This window comes from Streptomonospora arabica (assembly GCF_039531585.1).
In the GTDB taxonomy this organism is placed as follows: Bacteria; Actinomycetota; Actinomycetes; order Streptosporangiales; family Streptosporangiaceae; genus Streptomonospora; species Streptomonospora halophila.
On the sequence record NZ_BAAAQI010000005.1, the window covers coordinates 1 to 17,917 of the forward strand.

Here is a 17,917-nt window from a genome sequence, read left to right on the forward strand (position 1 = left end):
GGGCATTCCGGGCATAGCGCCCTGAATCCCCCCGCCCGAGCGGCCACCGCGGCGGCCCGGGACACCGCTGCCTGCATCACAGCGGTCTCCTCGCCCCGCCCGCCAATCCGCCCGTCCTGAACGGCCGATCAATGCGCGCCCCAACGGTCCCCCCTACACCGTTGGCCGAGGCGCACCGCTCCCCGGCCGGTCCTCGGGCGGACCGGCGGCCCGAGGGCCCGACCCGCCACCCTCGCCGCCCCGCCGGGTGCGGAACCACCGGCGGCCGGAAGCGGTGATCACAGGCCGAACCGACCGCTGCCTTTGCTGCCCTCGTCGCAGGCTCAACCGGCGGGCACCCGGACCGATGGGCGGGGGTTGAACCCCCCGCTGCCTTTGCTGCCTCGTCGCTGGCTTAACCGGCGGGCACCCGGACCGATGGGCGGGGGTTGAACCCCCCGCTGCCTTTGCTGCCCTTGTCGCTGGCTTAACCGGCGGGCATCCGGCCCGATGGGTGTGGGCTGAGCCACCCACCGCCCCCTCCCTCCGACCGGGGGTCGTCGGTATCAGGCGTGCTCAGTCGCCATCATCCGAGGACGATCGCGCCTGCGAGGACCGGCTGGCTGAAGGTCGTCGATCCGCGGCCCGATGTGATGGCTCGGCCTCCCTGGCAGGAGGTTCCGGCGAAGAGGGCGTAGCGGGCGTCGTCGTCGGTCTCGATGGCGATGACTCCGCCCTGCTCGGACTCCAGGGCCCGGCAGCCGCCGCTGTCGACCACCTGGCGGTGGCCGGACTCGAAGGTCACGGTGACGGGCTTGACGGCTTCGTCCCTCTCGGAGCGCATTCCCGATCGGGCCCCGGCGATGGTGGCGGACATGGTGGCGAGGTTGGCAGGGCGGATCGGCACGGCGGGGCTCTCGCTTCCTCGGGTCCCTGAGGGGGAACGAATAATGCTCACTCGACGATGCTCACTAGGTGTAACCAATCAAAGCGGAAAGTGACGATCATGGATTCCGTGCGGTGTGTCGCCGTATTCGGCCGAGACGCCACCGGATGTGCTCGGTGTGCCGTATAAGCTGCGGGGACGAAGGCGGACACAGCGGGCGGGAGCCCGCCCGCCTCACCCGCCCCTATGGCGGAGGCCCTCTGGCGGAGGTCCGATGGCGGAGGAAGGAGTGCCGATGCGCCTCGACTACGCGCTCGGGCATGCGCTCCACTTCGGCCCGGACATCGGCTGGCCGCAACTCCCGGTCGTCGGCCCCGCTGTCGGCGCGTTCGCCGCACTGGCGATCGTCGTTCTGGCCGCTGCGCTGGTGCGGGCGGTGTGCCGCGCAGGTGCGCAGGCGATGTCGGACACGGCAGAGGACAGCCGTTGCGACCATCTGCTGCGCGTTGCGCAACGGGCGTCCGAACCGCCGGTCCGCGCGCCTGATGCTCCGGGCAAGCCGCTCCCGAGGGCGCCGGGACTCGCCGCGGCGATCGGCTGACGTCCGCGCCGCCGACTGCGATTCCGCAGTCGGCCGCGAGACGGGCGGCCTCTCCTCGTTCTCCGCTGCTCCCACCTTCCGCTGCACCTGATGCGCATGTCCGCGTGCCGGATCCGACCGGCGTGAGCGGGCCCGTCCGGCTCGCGGCTCTCTCCGCGACAGGCCCACCGACCGCGCCGCGCTCCGCCCCGACTGTGACCGGCCGGGTCAGCTGACAGCGGGTGGTGCGGGCGCGGGCGCGCCACGCGCGCGTCGGCCGCCTCGCGTCGCCGCGGGCGGGAGCGCCGACACGCCGGGGAGTCCGCTTCAGTGGCTGTGCGCACCGCGCCGGCCTCCATCGCCGATCGCCGCTGAGAACACGGCGCCGAATCGCATCCGGTCGGCGCCGTGCAGGGCTCGGCCTCCGCACCGAGTCGCGACCCCCGCCGCGCTCGTGCCCTCCCGCCGACGTGCCGTCCCACCAGCGCCGCTGCTCGGGTGCGGCCGCCATCGGCTCGCGCGCCCGGCGCCGCGGCGCTCCCGCGGCCGGCTCGCACCCGGACCGGCGCTCGCCCGCACCGGCGCGCGTGGGTGCGCGGCGCCGTTCGCCTCCCGGGCCGGCGACCGGTGACGCGCGGAGGCGCGGCGGCCGGGTCCTGCTTTTCAGCCCGCAACGCCGTCGACCTTCGCGACACAGAACCGAGGTTGCACCATGTACATGCTTCCGCCCATCGCCGCCGCCGTCGGGGTGGCCTATACCGCCGTCACGGCGCTCACCGGGGTGCTCTCGCCCGTCGCGGGTCCCGCCGCCGCGGCCCTCGCCGTCATCGCCCTCACCGGGCTCGTCCGGCTGGCGCTGATGCCCCTGAGCGTCTCCCAGGTGCGCGCCGAGAAGACGCGTGCCCGGCTCGCGCCGCGCATGCGGGAGCTGCAGCGCCGCCACCGCAAGGACCCGCAGCGGCTCGTCACCGAGCAGCGCAAGGCCTATGCGGACGAGGGGGCCTCGCCGCTGGCCGGGTGCCTGCCCGCGCTGGCTCAGCTGCCGGTGTTCGCCGTGCTCTACGGGGTGTTCGTGAGCCCTGCGGCCGGCGGCGGGGGAAACGAGCTGCTGGGCCACACGCTCGGCGGTGTACCGCTCGGCTCGGCGCTGGGCGACGTGATCGCCGGCGGCGCCGGTTCCGGGTGGGCGGTCTTCGCGGTGCTGCTGGGCGTCGTCGCCGCGGCCGCGTGGGCCTCGCGCCGGTGGCTGACCCTTCCGGCGATGGACGCGGCCGCCGAGTCGGGCTCGCCGACGCTGCCGGGGGCGCGGATGATGTCGTTCCTGCCGTTCGCCACGGTGGCGGCGGCCGCCTTCGTGCCGCTGGCGGCCGGGCTGTACCTGGCGACGACGACCGTCTGGACCGTCGCCGAGCGGCTGGTGCTGCGGCGACTCGTCTCGGGGTGAAGGGGCGGGGCGGCGGCTGCGCCCGCCGCCCCCTCTGCTGACCAAGGCCGGGCGGCGCCGTTCGGTGCGGCCCGCCCCCGCGAGGGCCGCGGACCGGTGCCGGCGGCCGTCCCTACAGCGGCACGTTCACGCAGGCCAGGCGGGTTCCCGCCTTGCCGGCCTTGCCCGGGGCCGTCTCGGTGTGCTCGGAGTGGATCACGATGGAGTTGGCCTCGCCCTTGCGGGGCTGCCAGTCGACGTCGGCGTCGGTGCTGGCGGCGCCGTCGCCGTCGGTGGTGAAGTCCAGCCAGACCTCGTTGTCGTCGTTGACGTACTCCGGGTCGTGCGAGTTCTTCGAGGGCGCGGGCTCGTCCTGGTAGTGCGGGCCGGCGTCGGCGGGCTTCTCGCCGCAGGCCTGCGTGTGCAGGTGGGCGCCGTAGGTCTCCTCGGGCTTCAGGCCGCTCACCGCGAGCGTGAAGTCGGTCTCGGCCGCGTCGTGGGTGACGCTGACGCTCGCGGTGGAGCCCGTCGGCACGGCCTGCTTGTCGTAGGTGACCGCCGTGGCTCCGGGCGAGTACGTCTTGAACTCGCCGTTGACGCGAGCGAGGTCGGGGCCGCCGGCTTCGGCCGTCTGGTCGGCGGAGGGCGAGGGGTCGGCGGCGCCCTCGTCGTCGCCCTCCTGCGCTCCGCACCCCGCGATCAGCAGTGATGCGGCCGCCAGGCCGAAGATGGCTCGGGTCACCGACACGTCTGAACCCCCCGTATCTCCGCGGTCGTTGTCAGGGCGACGCTACCCAAAGCGACCGCCGCATCACGTGGGTTCGCGGCGATCCGCCGGTGCCCGTCGCGCGGCGGCACGCGCGTGCCGCCGCGCGACGGGCCGGGCGCGGCCGGGACGAGCTGCGGCTCAGCCGGCGGCGGTTGCGGCCGGTTCGTCCGCGGCGGGCGGCGGGAAGGGCGCGGCGAACGTGAATGCCTCGGGCGAAGGGCCCTCGGCGCGCAAGAGCTCCAGGCGTGTCCGGCCCTCGTCGAGCGTGGGGATGCGGCCGGCCGGGATCCACCACATGGCCAGGTGCATGTCCTCCAGCCGGTGGAACCACTCGCGCCGCCGGCGCAGCGTGTCGAGGTGGTCGGTGCGGTAGGTGAAGTTCCACAGCGACTCGCGGTCCCGCCAGACCGAGAAGTTCACCAGGATGTCGTCGCCGAAGGGGCGGGCGGCGGTGGCGTCGTTGGATCCCTCGTCGGTGTAGCGCCAGACGAAGCCGGGGCTGGAGTCGGCGAGGGCGTTGACGGGGTCGAGGAGAGCGGCGAACTCCGCCATGGAGGGGGCGTCGATGGGCGCCTTGAGGACACCGACGTTGATCTGGGCCAGGTGGTGGTCGCTCATGGGGTCAGCATGGACTGGACATACTTCTATGTCAATGAGGGTTGTTTTTAGAATCCGGTTCCGATGAGATGACCACGCAGCACCCCTCGGCCGCCGGTGCGATGTCCGCTTGGAAGGAGTCCGCGCCGGCCCCGTGCAGGAGGCCGCGCAGCAGTTCCAGGTTCATTCCGCAGGCCACCGGCGGGTGGCTGCGCGCCAGCGCGTCGAACGGACAGTTGCGCAGCCGCAGCGCCGGGCACCCGGCGGTGGGCTCTGCCGGGGGCGAGGGACGACCGGCCCCGGGCGCGGTGGTCTCCTGCGGTGCGGCGGGACCGGCGCCGGGGCCCTCGGCGCACACCGGCTCGTAGCCGTGCCGCTCCAGCCAGCCCGCGAGGTCGGCGGACGAAACCGGCCCGCCGTCGGCGGCGTGCGCGGCGCCGCGGCGCTCGCCCTCCTCGCGCGCGGCCGCGTGGAGGGCCTCCTCGGCCCCCGCGCGGTCCACGGCCTCGGCCAGCAGCGCGGCCGCGGTGCCGTAGTCGCGCGGCGGCAGGTGGAGCGCGTGTTCGCGGCGGGAGCGCCGGTAGAGCTTCGCGGGGCGGCCCGAGCCGGGGCCCTCGCGCCCGGAGACCTTGCGCCGCTCGACCTCCAGCAGCCCCGCCTCGACCAGCTTGTCCAGGTGGAACGCCGCAAGGGTGCGCCGCGCGCCGACGGCCTCGGCCGCCTGGGCGCGGCTGACCTCGCCCCCGTGGTCGGCGACGTACTCGTAGAGCCTGCGGCGCAGCGGTTCGGCGAGGACGCTCAGCGCGTCGATACCGGTTCCGGTCATGCCCCCATTGTGCGACCGCGCCAGGCAGCGGGCCGCGTCCGTCCACAGGCCGGTGCGCTCGGCCGCCGGTGCGGTCCGCCCGGTCGCCGAGGGCGGCGGCGGTTCGCACGGGCCGGGGCGTGCGCTTCGTTGCCGCTTCGATACCGGATCCGGGGTTCACCGGCCGAGGTGAAGGTAAAAACCGTGTGATACGCGACACGTGCGTAAGGGATCCGAGGAAAATCATGGAGAAACCGACTGAACCCGGCTCGAAACCGGCCACCGCCGGAGAGCCGGCCGGCGGCGACTCGCTCACCTCCCCCGGTGACGCCGCCGAGGCCGAGAGCGGCCTGCCGCGCAAGAGGATCGGCCTGGCGGCCGGGGTCGTGCTGGCGCTGGCGGTGTACCTCCTCCTGCCCGATTCGCTGGAGCACGCCGGCAAGGTGACAGCGGGCGTCGCGACGCTGATGGCGGTGTGGTGGATGACCGAGGCCATCCCGCTGCCCGCGACGGCACTGCTGCCGCTCGTGCTGTTCCCGGTGCTGCTCGGCGCCGACATAGCCGAGGTGGCGGCGCCCTACGCCGACGACGTGATCTTCCTGTTCATGGGCGGGTTCATGCTGGCGATGGCGATGCAGCGGTGGAACCTGCACCGCCGCATCGCGCTGACGGTGGTCGCCGCCGTGGGCACCAGCCCCGTCATGCTCATCGCCGGGTTCATGCTGGCCACCGGCTTCATCACGATGTGGGTCAGCAACACGGCCACGACCGTGATGATGCTGCCGATCGGACTGTCGGTGCTGGGCCTGGTCAACCAGCTCGGCGACGGCAAGGGCGACGCGAACTTCGCCACCTCGCTGATGCTCGGCATCGCCTACTCGGCGTCGATCGGGTCGGTGTCCACCCTCATCGGCACCCCGCCCAACGCGTTCATGGCCGGCTACCTCTCGCAGAACCACGACATCGACATCGGCTTCGGCCAGTGGATGATGGTCGGACTGCCGCTGGCCGCGGTCTTCCTGGTGGTGGCCTGGCTCCTGCTGACCCGGGTGATCTACCCGCCGAAGATCCGCACGCTGCCCGGCGGGCGGCAGCTCATCCGCGACCAGCTCCACGAGATGGGGCCGATGTCGCGCGGCGAGTGGACGGTGCTGGCGGTCTTCGTCTTCGCGGCCGTCTCCTGGGTCGCCGTCCCCCTGCTGGCCGACACCGCGGCGATCGCCGACGCCCTGCCGTGGCTCGCCGACATCTCCGACGCGGGCATCGCGATGGCCGTGGCCGTCGCCCTCTTCGTCATCCCCGTCAGGCCGCGCGAGGGCGTCGCCGCACTCGACTGGCCGACCGCGCTCCAGCTGCCCTGGGGCATCCTGCTGCTCTTCGGCGGCGGAATCTCGCTGTCGGTGCAGTTCGAGGAGTCGGGGCTGAGCAGTTGGATCGGCGAGCGGGTGGGCCTGCTCAGCGCCGTGCCCGCGTGGGTGGTGGTGCTGATCGTGGCCGCCCTGGTCCTGCTGCTGACCGAGCTGACCAGCAACACCGCGACGGCCACCATCTTCCTGCCGGTGCTGGCGGGCGTGGCGGTGGGCATGAACCTGGACGTCCTGCTGCTCGTGGTGCCCGCCGCGCTCGCCGCGTCGCTGGCCTTCATGCTCCCGGTCGCCACCCCGCCCAACGCGATCGCGTTCGGCTCCGGCTACATCCGCATCGACCAGATGGTGCGTGCGGGCGTCTGGCTGAACATCTGCGCCCTGGTGCTGATCATGGCGACGATGTACGGCGTCGCGTACTGGGTGTTCTCACTGGGCGGGTAACCCCCGCCCCTCCCGGACCGGTGCCGGGCGCCCCGAAGGGAGGACGGGGCGCCCGGCACCGCCTGTAAGCGGGTCTCCGGCCCCCGGCCCGCCGCGCGCTCCCTTTACGATCGAGACGGACATGCGGACGATCAGCGGTGGCGGCGAGTACGAGCTGCACATCAAGAGGTCCCGCTTCATCTGCGCCCTGGCGCGGGTGGCGGACGAGGACGAGGCGCGCGCGTTCATCGCCGAGCGGCGGCGGGCGCACTGGAACGCGGCGCACAACTGCACGGCCTACGTGCTCGGCGCCGACGGCGGCGTCCAGCGTTCCAGCGACGACGGCGAGCCCTCGGGCACGGCGGGGGTGCCGATGCTGGAGGTGCTGCGCCACCGCGCCGTCACCGACGCCGCCGCGGTGGTCACCCGCTACTTCGGCGGAGTGAAGCTGGGCGCGGGCGGGCTGATCCGCGCCTACGGCGGCGCGGTGGCCGCCGCGCTCGACGAGGTCGGGCTCCTGGAGCGGCGCACGCTGCGGGTGGTCACCGTCAGCGCCGACTACCTGCTGGCGGGCAGGCTGGAGAGCGGGCTGCGCGACTCGGGCTACCGCCTCCTGGACGTGCGCTACGGGGCGGGTGTGGACTTCGACGTCGCGGTGGCCGACCCCGCCCTCGCCGGGTTCGGCGCGTGGCTGGCCGAGGCCACCGGCGGGCGGGCCGGCTACGAGGTGGGCGGCAGCACGACCGTCGAGGTCGCGCCGGAGCGGTGACCGCCTCCGGCCGGCGGCCGGGGCCCGCCCCGGCGGAGGGGGCGCGGTATTCGGGTGTGTCGGCCCGCCGTCAGCGGTCTAGGATTCCGGTACATGATGTCGTCGTAGGGAGTGACCGCTCATGCGCACCTGGCGACGGGCGCCGCTGGCAGCGGCCGCCGGTGTCGCGCTGCTCGTCGCGGGGACCGCCTGCACGGCCGAGGACGAGCCGGACCGGCCCGACGACTCGCCGCGCCCGCTGCCCACCGCCTTCGAGGGCGAGCTTCCCCCCGGGGTCGGCGACGAACCGCTGCGCCGCCTGCACGGTCCCGGCGCCGAAGGTCCGTCCGTCCTCGACGACGAGATGGGCGTGCGCATCTCCTCGGTCGGCGACGCGTTCCTCATCAGCTCCAACAGCGAGGAGCGCCACGTGCTGCTGGACGCCGAGGGCGGCGAGACCCTGTGGCAGGGCGAGCGCCACATCCAGCGGTTCGGCGCGGACTCCGACGGGTCGCCGGTGCTGGTCGTCGAGGGGCGCGACGGCGGTACCGAGGTCATCGGCGACGACGGCGAGTCCGTGTGGCGAGGCTCGGGCGGCCGCGACACCTTCGTCGGCGGCTCCGTGGTGCGCCGCCCCGCCGGGTGGAGCGCCGACGAGCCCTACGGCGACTACACGGTCTCCGCCCCCGGCGAGGGGGAGCTGTGGGAGTTCGCCTTCGAGGCCCCGCCCGAGGACGGCGGCGGCGAAGGTGCGGACGAGGGCGGCACCGGCTCCGGGAACGCCGAGGACGACGCCGAGGACGAGACCTCCGCCGCCCCCGAGCCCGACCCCGACCGCTACGGGGTACCGGTCGCCTCCCGCGACGGCGTGCTGCTGCTCGACGACGGCGCCGGGCTGCTGCAGGCGCGCGGGATCACCGAGGACGACGCGGGCGAACTGCTGTGGAGCATCGCCGGCGACGACCCCGCCCTCGCCGGCGGCACCGACGTCCAGCGCCCCCGCCCCCAGGTCGTCGGCGGCTACGAGATCCCCGCCGAGCCGGGCGGCGCCGGAGGTACGGAGGAGTCCTCGGATGCGGACTCGCCCGACGCGCCGTCCCCGTCGGACGGCCGGGACTCCCCGTCCCCGACGGGGTCCGGATCGGCGGACGGCGGCGGGGGGACGGGCGAGGCGCCCACCCGCACCGCCGTCCTGGTGCGCTGGACGGCGCCCGAGGAGCCGTCCGTGCTGTCGCTGCACGACCTGCACACCGGAGAGCTGCTGTGGAGCCTCTCCGAGCCGGGAGCGAACCCGTCGAGCGACGCCTTCGCACCGCCTCCGCTGCCGGGCGCCCTCTACGAGCCGCAAACGAGTACGGTGCTGCTTCCGCAGGCCACCGGCGAGACCCCGCTGATCGCCGTCGACCTGGCCGCCGGCGCGATCCGCTGGGAGTTCGAGGACGAGTTCGAGCAGTCCATCTCGCCCGCGCTGGCCATGGGCGGCTACGTCTACGGCGACGCGGGCGGCGGCGACGGCGCGGGCACCCAGGTCGTGCTGGACGCGATGGACAAGGACGTCGTCGCCGAAGGGCTCGGGGCCTACGTGGAGGCGGTCACCGAGGAGGGGTACAGCATCGTCGTCAGCGACCGACAGCGCTTCGTCTTCCCGCCCGCGGAGGGCCCCGGCGCCGAGCACACGGCCCCCACCGGATAGCGGGCCGCCGCCGCGGCGCGCCACCCCGCTGTTCCGGGGCCGCTGCGCGCTCCGCGGCCCGGCTTTTCCACAGCCCCCGCCCCCGCTTTGGCGGGGCCGGAGCCCGGTTGCCTAACATCCGGAGTATGGAAACGCCGGAGAGCGGTCACCGGACCGCGCACGGGGAGGGCGCCGCCGGCCTGGCGCCGACGGACTTCCCCGAGGCCACCCGCCAGCAGTGGCGCGAGCTGGTCGAGAAGGTGCTGCTGAAGACCGACCCCGCGGCCGTTCCCGACGCCGCGGAGCCGGAGGCGGCACTGGCCACCGCCACCTACGACGGGATCACCGTCCGGCCGCTGTACACGGCCGGCGACGACCCCGGCTCCGGCTACCCGGGGCTCGCGCCCTTCACCCGCGGTTCCCGTCCGCACGGCGCCGTCACCGAGGGCTGGCAGGTCCGCCAGCAGCACCGCGACCCCCGCCCCGACCGGACCCGCACCGCGGTCCTGGCCGACCTGGAGAACGGCGTCGGCGCGCTGTGGCTGGTGTGCGGCGAGGGCGGCATTCCCGTCGACGCGGTCGGCGAGGTCCTGGCCGACGTGCACCTCGACCTCTGCCCCGTCACGCTGGACGCCGGGGCCGACTACGAGTCCGCGGCGCACGGGCTGGTGCGCGCCTGGACCGACCGCGGGCTGCCCGAGAGCTCCCTGTCCGGCGGGCTGGGCATCGACCCGCTGAGCCTGGCGGCCCGCACCGGCGCGCCCGCCGACCTCGACGCCGCCGCGCGCACCGCCGCCGCGTTCGCCGCGCGCCATCCCCGATTGCGGCTGGCCACGGCCGACGCCACGCCCTACCACGAGGCCGGCGGTTCGCAGGCCCAGGAGCTGGGCGCCGCCACGGCCGCCGGCGTGGCCTACCTGCGGGCGCTGACCGGCGCCGGGCTCGGCCTCGCCGACGCCGCGCGGCGGCTGGAGTTCCGGTTCGCCGCGAGCGCCGACCAGTTCGGCACCATCGCCAAGCTGCGGGCGGCGCGCGCGATGTGGGACCGCGTGCTGGAGGCCTGCGGCCTGGACGCCGCCGAGCGCCCCGCCATGTACCAGCACGCCGCTGCGTCCGCCGCCATGGCCACCCGCCGCGACCCCCACGTCAACATGGTCCGCTCGACGCTGGCGTGCTTCGCTGCGGGGACGGCCGGCGCCGACGCCGTGACCGTGCTTCCGTTCGACTCCGCTCTGGGCCTGCCCGACGGGTTCGCCCGGCGCATCGCCCGCAACACCCAGACCCTCCTGGCCGAGGAGTCCCACCTGACCCGGGTCGTCGATCCCGCCGGCGGCTCGTTCTACGTCGAGCGCCTGAGCGCCGACCTCTTCGGCGCCGGTTGGGCGTTCTTCCAGGAACTGGAGGCCGCGGGCGGCATGGCCGCGGCGCTGTCCAGCGGGCTTGTCGCCGAGCGCGTCGACGAGGTGTGGCAGCGCCGGCGCGACGCCATCGCCCGCCGGCGCGACCCGATCATCGGCGTCAGCGAGTTCCCCGACCTCGCCGAACCCGCCGTGGAGCGCGAGCCGCCGCCCCGGACCGCCGCGCCCGAACGGCCGGGGGCCGCCGTGCTGCCCGCGCGGCGCTACTCCCAGGAGTTCGAGGACCTGCGCGACCGCAGCGACGCCCATCTGGCCGCCACCGGCGCGCGGCCCCGCGTCTTCCTCGCCACGCTCGGTCCGGTCGCCGAGCACACCGCACGGGCCGCGTTCGCCGGCAACCTGCTGCGCTCGGGCGGGATCGAGACCGTGGGCGGCGGTTCCACGGGCGGGGCCGACGAGGCCGCGGCCGCGTTCCGCGAGAGCGGCGCGCGTATCGCCTGCCTGTGCGGTAGCGACCCGCTCTACGCCGAGCACGCCGCGGCGGCCGCCGCCGCGCTGAAGGAGGCGGGCGCCGAGCAGGTCCTGCTTGCGGGGCCCGCTTCGGCCGCGCCGGCGGGCGCCGCCGTCGACGGCTTCTGCTTCGCCGGATGCGACGCGCTCAGCCTGCTGGCAGACCTGCACGACGCCCTGGGGGTGGCCCGATGATTCCCGATTTCAGCCGCATCGGTCCCGGTGCCGCGGCCGAGCGGACCGCCGGTGCCGGCGGCGCGGACGCCGCCGCGGCGTGGGCGCGCGCGTTCGAGGAGGCCGTCGGCAAGAGCCCGGAGTCGCTGACCTGGGACACACCCGAGGGCATCGGCGTCAAGCCGCTCTACACCGCGGCCGACCGCGAAGGCCTGGGCCTGGCGGGCGAGTACCCGGGCGTGCCGCCGTTCCTGCGCGGGCCCTACCCGACCATGTACGTCAACCAGCCCTGGACCGTCCGCCAGTATGCGGGGTTCTCCACCGCGCAGGAGTCCAACGCCTTCTACCGGCGCAACCTCGCCGCCGGGCAGAAGGGGCTGTCGGTGGCCTTCGACCTCGCCACCCACCGCGGCTACGACTCCGACCACCCGCGGGTGACCGGCGACGTCGGAATGGCGGGCGTGGCGATCGACTCCGTCTACGACATGCGCCGGCTCTTCGACGGCATCCCGCTGGACCGCATGAGCGTGTCGATGACCATGAACGGCGCGGTGCTGCCGGTGATGGCGCTCTACATCGTGGCCGCCGAGGAGCAGGGGGTAGCGCCCGAGCGGCTGGCGGGCACCATCCAGAACGACATCCTCAAGGAGTTCATGGTCCGCAACACCTACATCTACCCGCCGCAGCCGTCCATGCGGATCATCTCCGACATCTTCGCCTACACGTCGAAGCGCATGCCGCGCTTCAACTCCATCTCGATCTCCGGGTACCACATGCAGGAGGCCGGGGCCACCGCCGATCTGGAGCTCGCCTACACGCTGGCCGACGGCATCGAGTACATCCGCGCCGGCCGGCGGGCGGGTCTGGACGTCGACGCGTTCGCGCCGCGCCTGTCGTTCTTCTGGGCGATCGGCATGAACTTCTTCATGGAGGTCGCGAAGCTGCGGGCCGCGCGGCGGATGTGGGCGCGACTGGTGGGCTCCTTCGGCCCGGACGACCCCAAGTCGCTGTCGCTGCGCACGCACTCCCAGACCTCCGGGTGGTCGCTGACCGCCCAGGACGTGTTCAACAACGTGGTGCGCACCTGTGTCGAGGCGATGGCCGCGACCCAGGGCCACACCCAGTCGCTGCACACCAACGCGCTGGACGAGGCGCTGGCGCTGCCCTCGGACTTCTCCGCGCGGATCGCCCGCAACACCCAGCTGGTGCTGCAGCAGGAGTCGGGCACGACGCGGGTCATCGACCCCTGGGGCGGCAGCCACTACGTCGAGCGCCTCACCGCCCAGCTGGCCGAACGCGCCATGGCCCACATCGACGAGATCGAACTGGCCGGGGGCATGGCCGCCGCCATCGACGCCGGCATCCCCAAGATGCGCATCGAGGAGGCCGCGGCCCGCACCCAGGCGCGCATCGACTCCGGCCGCCAGCCGGTGGTCGGCGTCAACAAGTACCGGCCCGACACCCACGACGAGATCGACGTGCTGCGCGTCGACAACTCCCGCGTGCGCGCCGAGCAGGTGGAGAAGCTGGAGCGGCTGCGCGCCGAGCGCGACGAGGCCGAGGTGAACGCGGCGCTGGACCGCCTCAGCGCCGCTGCCGCCGCCGAGTCCGGCGGCGCGAGCCTGGAGAACAACCTGCTCGCCGCCGCGGTCGACGCCGCGCGCGCCAAGGCCACCGTCGGCGAGATCTCCGCGGCGATGGAGCGGGTCTTCGGCCGCCACGCCGGGCAGGTCCGTACCATCCAGGGTGTGTACCGCGAGGAAGCCGGCTCGTCCGCCGACGCCGAGACCGCGATGGCCGAGGTCGCCGAGCGCGTGCGCGCGTTCGAGGAGAACGAGGGCCGCCGCCCGCGCATCCTGGTCGCCAAGATGGGCCAGGACGGCCACGACCGCGGCCAGAAGGTGATCGCCACGGCGTTCGCCGACCTCGGCTTCGACGTGGACGTGGGTCCGCTGTTCCAGACACCGGCCGAGGTCGCGGCCCAGGCCGCCGAGTCCGACGTGCACATCGTCGGCGTCTCGTCGCTGGCCGCCGGCCACCTCACCCTGGTGCCGGCGCTGCGCACCGAGCTGGAGTCCCTGGGCCGGCCCGACATCAAGGTCGCGGTGGGCGGCGTGATCCCCCCGGCCGACCACGGCGCCCTGTACGAGGCCGGAGCGGCGGCGATCTTCCCGCCGGGCACGGTCATCGCCGAGGCGGCGGTGGGTCTGCTGGAGACCCTGGAGTCCGAGCTGGGCCACCGGCCGTGAGCCGGGCACGGGAGGTGCCCGCCGAGGAGCCCGGATGAGCCGCGCCGTCGACGTCGACGCCTACGCCGAGGGGGTCCTGGCCGGTCACCGCCCCACGCTCGCGCGCGCCATCACGCTGGTCGAGTCGCGCCGGCCCGACCACGCCGAGCTCGCCCAGCGGCTCCTGGTGCGGCTCCTGCCGCACGCCGGCACGGCCCACCGGGTCGGCATCTCCGGGGTGCCCGGCGTGGGCAAGTCCACGTTCATCGACACCCTGGGCACGCGGCTGACCGCCCAGGGGCACCGGGTCGCGGTGCTGGCGGTGGACCCCTCCTCCACCCGATCGGGCGGCAGCATCCTCGGCGACAAGACCCGCATGGGCCGGCTCTCGGTCGACCCGCAGGCGTTCGTGCGGCCGTCGCCGACGGCGGGCACGCTCGGCGGGGTGGCCCGCGCCACCCGCGAGACCATGGTGCTGATGGAGGCCGCGGGCTTCGACGTCGTGCTGGTCGAGACCGTGGGAGTGGGCCAGTCCGAGGTCGCGGTGGCCAAGATGGTCGACTGCTTCTGCTTTCTGACCCTGGCGCGCACCGGCGACCAGTTGCAGGGGATCAAGAAGGGCGTGCTGGAGCTCGTCGACCTGGCGGCGGTGAACAAGGCGGACGGCCCCCACGAGGCCGACGCCCGCAGGGCCGCACGCGAGCTCTCCCGCGCGCTCCGCATGCTCCAACCGGTGCACCCGGCTTGGCGTCCGCCCGTTCTGACCTGCAGTGGCCTGACCGGCGACGGACTCGACGACTTCTGGGGGACGGTCCTCGACCACCGTGCGGCGCTGGAGGAGGCCGGGGAACTCGAGGGGCGCCGCAGCCGCCAGCAGGTCGACTGGATGTGGGCGCAGGTGCGCGACCGCCTGATGGACAGCCTGCTCGCGCATCCGCGGGTGCGCGAGGACGCTCCGCGCCTGGAGTCCGGCGTGCGCGCCGGCGAGCTCACCCCCACGCTGGCGGCCGAGCGGATCCTCGCCGACTTCGGCGCCGGAGGCGCAGCGGGGCAGGGGGATGCCGCGTCGGGGCGCGGGGACGAATCGGACGAAGGGCATGATTCATCACATCCTCCGCTTAGCCCGTGAAGGCGGCGTTGTGTGTGGGGAGTGAAACACGCCACAATGGCCCCGGGTCTGGAACGTCCCGGTTGTGGAGAAAATACTTGCGAGACGGCATTCCCGCAGGGCGGTAGGCCTAATACCGTATGTGGTCGAAGGTTTACGGGAGCAGGGGCCGTTCTCCGGCGGTCCTGTTCATCGGCGTCGGCCGGGTCGCGAACCCTCCCGCTCAAGGCCGCCGCCGCAACAGAACGCGGATGGACCCCTACCGAAATCCGCTGTTTTCCGTAGGGTGAGCAAGGGGACCCCTCATCGACACGTGGGGCTGGGAGGAGTGAACGTGCACAGGCTTGGGCTGAGCACCCGGGTCGACAACCACAGCGTGATCGTGAGCGTCGAGGGCGACCTCGACATCGCGACCGCCGACGACCTCCACGAACATGTCCTGTCCGCGATCGACAAGCACGGTCCGTGGTTGATCCTCGACCTGACGGGGCTGGAGTTCATGGACTCCAGCGGCCTGAACGTCGTCATCAACGCCTACCGGGCTGTGAAGGAGCACGGTGGCAGCCTTGCGCTGGCCGCGCCGAACGAACGGGTGACCAAGGTCGTCCGCCTCGTCGGCCTGCACCGGCAGGTTCCGGTCCACAACTCCGTTTCGGCGGCCGTCAACGCCATGGAGCTGCTGGAGAGCAAGCAGCAGGCGGGCTGAACCCCCCGCACCCCATGGACGACCGCGCCGCGGCGCGCGGCGCCCCGGGACTCCGGGGCCGCCGCCGTGCCGTGCGGCCGACGGGCCCGCGCCGTACTCGGAGTCTCCTTGCCCTTCCCGTGGGACCACAACGTCCACTACCACGAGTATCTGCTGCGCCAGGTGCCCGGCCACTGCGTGCGCGCGCTCGACGTCGGCTGCGGGACGGGGCGCTTCGCCCGCCGCCTCACCGCCCGGTGCGCCCGCGTCGAGGCCGTCGATCCCGACCCGGCCATGATCGCCGAGGCCCGTGAGCGCACACCGCGGCGGCTCGGCGTGCAGCACACCAACACGGCCCTGGCGGACTACGGCATCGCGGCCGGCGCCTACGACTTCGTCTCCGCCGTCGCCAGCCTCCACCACATGGACTTCGCCGAGTCGGTGCGGGCGATGGCCCACGGGCTCGCGCCGGGCGGCGTGCTCGCCGTCCTCGGGCTCTACCGCGAGGAGACCGCGGCCGACCACGCCGCCGGGGCCGCCGCCCTGGCTCCGCAGTGGGCGATCGGCGCCGGCCTGTTCGCCGCCCGCACCCTCACCGGTGTCCCCAGCCCTGCGGCCGAGGCGCCCGTTCCGATGCGCGAGCCCCGGATGAGCCTGCGCGGGGTCCGCCTCGCGGCCCGGCGCCACTTGCCCGGAGCCCGCGTGCGGCGCCTGCTCTTCTGGCGCTACTCGCTCGTCTACCGGCGCCCGCTCGCCGGGTGAGCACGGCGCCGGCCGGCGCCGCCGCTGGGTAGCCTCGATGCCATGCCCACACCCGATTTCATCCTCCGCCTGCGCAAGCACGTGGGACACGAGCTGCTCTGGCTGACGGGCGTGACCGCCGTGGTCATCGCGGAGTCGGGGGAGATCCTGCTGCACCGGCGCGCCGACGACGGGGCCTGGAGCACGCCCGGCGGCATCCTGGAGCCCGGCGAGCAGCCGGCCGCCGCCCTCGTGCGCGAGGTTGCCGAGGAGACCGGCGTCGACGTGGTCTGCGAGCGGATCGCCAGCGTCGTCACCGAGCCGCCGTTCACCTACGGAAACGGCGACCGGGTGCAGTTCATGGACGTCACCTTCCGGTGCCGCCCGGTGGGCGGGAGCGCGCGCCCCGACGAGGAGGAGTCGCTGGAGGTCGGCTGGTTCGCCCCCGACCGGCTGCCCCCGATGAACGAGCGGATCATGCGCCGCATCGCCCACGCCCGCGAAGAGGGACCCGCGTACTACACCGCGCCTTAGCCTGCACACCCGGCTTCGCTCGGCCCGCCCCGCAGCCGAGGACCCGCGCCGCCCCTGGGGGCGGCCCCGGGCAGCCGGGGCGGTCGAGTCCGGCGCGGGTGCGGCAGGGGTTTCGCAGCGTCCGCGCGAGGGCGGCCTGTCCCGCCGGTGCGCCCCGACCCCGGTTGCGGTCGCCGGGCCTCCACGGGGATCGACGAACCGGGGCCGGGCACCGCGCCGTGACGTGGGAAGGACCGTCGAACGCGCCGTCGGTCTGCGGGAGCACCACGTCCGACCAGGGTGGAAACAAGCGCGGTGTGTGTTCGCCCGGTCGCTGCCCTCCTGCGCGGCGCCCCGGCACCACTCTTGCTGCTTCTCGTCCGCCGGCAGGGAGTCGCCCCGACTCCTTCCCCGGCCGTGCGAGGGCGGTACCGGTCCCTGCCGCAGCGGCCCGCGCCGGTCGGCGGTGCGGACCCGCGCGGCGGGACGCGCTCCGGCTGTCGGCGCGGTGCGCGATGCTGGTGCCATGAGCGGACCGGCGAAGGACGATCCCGGGACCTCCGGGGCGGACGTCGAGCATCTCGCCGCGGTCCTGGCCCGGCGCAGGCGCGAGCTGTCGGGCGGCAGGGCGACGATCGGCGCCTCCTCGGTGGTCCACGCGGTCGAGGAGACGACGTGGGTGGGCGTGCGGGTCCCGGCGGTCGTGTGCCGCGCCGCCGCCGACCCGTTGCGCCTGCGGCCGACCGAGAGCCCGGTGACCTGCCGCCGCTGCCTCAGGCGGGCCGGCGGGCGCCGCTCCACCCGGGCGGGCCGGGGACAGACCGAACTGGAGGTGTGACGCGGGCCGTCCGAGCGCGGCCGCCCGCGGCCGTGCCGCCCGGCCGCTGTACGCGAGGCGGCCGGGCGCGTGGCCGATCAGCCCCACAGGCGGCGCATCGTCCAGTCGCCGGTGGTGTTGTCGCAGCTGATGTCGGCGATGCTCAGCTCGCCGTCAGGGGACTCGGCGGCGACGCGCACCAGCCGCATGTCGGCGGCCGCGGCCTTGGCGCTGCGAGCGGCGCGTTCGTCCGGCGATCCCCAGGCGCCGATGACGCGCCGGACACGGTAGGTGCGGTCGCGCCAGGCGAAGAACGCCGGGTGACCGCCGGTGGTCGATCTGACGTCGATCCGTTCGTTGTAAAGACTCACCCGGCCAGTGTATCGAACATGCGTTCGAGTCGACAGTCGCCGGAGGCGTGTCGCGGCGGGCCACTACCTTAGGACCGCATCGGGGTCCGCCGCCGGGCGGCGCGCTGTCGACCGCCGGTTCGGTGATGCGCACGACCCCCGGCGACCGGCTGATACACCGTCGCTT

Annotated in this window: 17 protein-coding genes; 12 read left to right on the forward strand and 5 right to left on the reverse strand. The window is 74.3% G+C overall.

What is annotated here, in order from left to right:
- Window positions 1–565: 565 nt before the first annotated feature.
- Window positions 566–886, reverse strand: a complete 321-nt coding sequence (locus ABD284_RS10195) for a phosphatase (protein WP_344142465.1) — start codon at window positions 884–886, stop codon at window positions 566–568.
- A 274-nt stretch (window positions 887–1,160) separates the two neighbouring features.
- On the opposite strand from ABD284_RS10195, the gene ABD284_RS10200 reads away from it, so the two are divergent.
- Both ABD284_RS10200 and ABD284_RS10205 read left to right on the forward strand, forming a co-directional pair.
- Window positions 1,161–1,466 carry a DUF6412 domain-containing protein gene (locus ABD284_RS10200; RefSeq protein WP_344142467.1) on the forward strand — a complete coding sequence of 102 codons (306 nt, stop codon included), beginning with the start codon at window positions 1,161–1,163 and terminating at the stop codon, window positions 1,464–1,466.
- 691 nt (window positions 1,467–2,157) lie between these two features.
- A complete protein-coding gene (locus tag ABD284_RS10205; protein WP_344142468.1) occupies window positions 2,158–2,889 on the forward strand; it encodes a YidC/Oxa1 family membrane protein insertase in 732 nt (243 codons plus the stop codon).
- 112 nt (window positions 2,890–3,001) lie between these two features.
- Here ABD284_RS10205 and ABD284_RS10210 read toward each other — a convergent pair whose 3' ends face one another.
- From ABD284_RS10210 to ABD284_RS10220, 3 genes are all read right to left on the reverse strand, one after another.
- Window positions 3,002–3,610 carry a superoxide dismutase family protein gene (locus ABD284_RS10210; RefSeq protein WP_344142469.1) on the reverse strand — a complete coding sequence of 203 codons (609 nt, stop codon included), beginning with the start codon at window positions 3,608–3,610 and terminating at the stop codon, window positions 3,002–3,004.
- A 165-nt stretch (window positions 3,611–3,775) separates the two neighbouring features.
- Complete coding sequence (locus tag ABD284_RS10215) at window positions 3,776–4,255, reverse strand: DUF3291 domain-containing protein (RefSeq protein ID WP_344142470.1); 480 nt, start codon at window positions 4,253–4,255, stop codon at window positions 3,776–3,778.
- 31 nt (window positions 4,256–4,286) lie between these two features.
- Entirely contained in the window at window positions 4,287–5,060 is a 774-nt protein-coding gene (locus tag ABD284_RS10220) for a helix-turn-helix transcriptional regulator (RefSeq protein WP_344142471.1), read from the reverse strand.
- A 224-nt stretch (window positions 5,061–5,284) separates the two neighbouring features.
- Between ABD284_RS10220 and ABD284_RS10225 the strand changes: the two genes are divergently transcribed.
- From ABD284_RS10225 to ABD284_RS10270, 10 genes are all read left to right on the forward strand, one after another.
- On the forward strand, window positions 5,285–6,847 hold the full coding sequence (locus tag ABD284_RS10225; protein ID WP_344142472.1) for an SLC13 family permease: 1,563 nt from the start codon (window positions 5,285–5,287) through the stop codon (window positions 6,845–6,847).
- Window positions 6,848–6,968: 121 nt separating this feature from the next.
- Entirely contained in the window at window positions 6,969–7,595 is a 627-nt protein-coding gene (locus ABD284_RS10230) for a YigZ family protein (RefSeq protein ID WP_344142474.1), read from the forward strand.
- Window positions 7,596–7,716: 121 nt separating this feature from the next.
- The gene (locus ABD284_RS10235; protein WP_344142476.1) at window positions 7,717–9,267 is read left to right on the forward strand and encodes a hypothetical protein; all 1,551 of its coding nucleotides are present in this window, start codon (window positions 7,717–7,719) and stop codon (window positions 9,265–9,267) included.
- 125 nt (window positions 9,268–9,392) lie between these two features.
- Complete coding sequence (locus ABD284_RS10240) at window positions 9,393–11,309, forward strand: methylmalonyl-CoA mutase family protein (protein WP_344142477.1); 1,917 nt, start codon at window positions 9,393–9,395, stop codon at window positions 11,307–11,309.
- Window positions 11,306–13,537: a methylmalonyl-CoA mutase gene (gene scpA, locus ABD284_RS10245; RefSeq protein ID WP_344142478.1), complete on the forward strand. Its 2,232-nt coding sequence runs from the start codon at window positions 11,306–11,308 to the stop codon at window positions 13,535–13,537. Before ABD284_RS10240 ends, scpA begins: the two co-directional genes overlap by 4 nt.
- Window positions 13,538–13,571: 34 nt before the next feature.
- Window positions 13,572–14,645: a methylmalonyl Co-A mutase-associated GTPase MeaB gene (gene meaB / locus ABD284_RS10250; protein WP_344142479.1), complete on the forward strand. Its 1,074-nt coding sequence runs from the start codon at window positions 13,572–13,574 to the stop codon at window positions 14,643–14,645.
- Between the two features lie 313 nt (window positions 14,646–14,958).
- Window positions 14,959–15,330: an anti-sigma factor antagonist gene (locus ABD284_RS10255; protein ID WP_186355789.1), complete on the forward strand. Its 372-nt coding sequence runs from the start codon at window positions 14,959–14,961 to the stop codon at window positions 15,328–15,330.
- A 108-nt stretch (window positions 15,331–15,438) separates the two neighbouring features.
- Window positions 15,439–16,071 carry a class I SAM-dependent methyltransferase gene (locus ABD284_RS10260; RefSeq protein WP_344142481.1) on the forward strand — a complete coding sequence of 211 codons (633 nt, stop codon included), beginning with the start codon at window positions 15,439–15,441 and terminating at the stop codon, window positions 16,069–16,071.
- A gap of 42 nt (window positions 16,072–16,113) precedes the next feature.
- Window positions 16,114–16,584: an NUDIX hydrolase gene (locus ABD284_RS10265; protein WP_344142482.1), complete on the forward strand. Its 471-nt coding sequence runs from the start codon at window positions 16,114–16,116 to the stop codon at window positions 16,582–16,584.
- Window positions 16,585–17,089: 505 nt separating this feature from the next.
- The gene (locus tag ABD284_RS10270) at window positions 17,090–17,401 is read left to right on the forward strand and encodes a hypothetical protein (protein WP_344142483.1); all 312 of its coding nucleotides are present in this window, start codon (window positions 17,090–17,092) and stop codon (window positions 17,399–17,401) included.
- Window positions 17,402–17,478: 77 nt separating this feature from the next.
- Here ABD284_RS10270 and ABD284_RS10275 read toward each other — a convergent pair whose 3' ends face one another.
- Window positions 17,479–17,751: a DUF6504 family protein gene (locus ABD284_RS10275; RefSeq protein ID WP_344142485.1), complete on the reverse strand. Its 273-nt coding sequence runs from the start codon at window positions 17,749–17,751 to the stop codon at window positions 17,479–17,481.
- Between the last annotated feature and the right edge of the window lie 166 nt (window positions 17,752–17,917).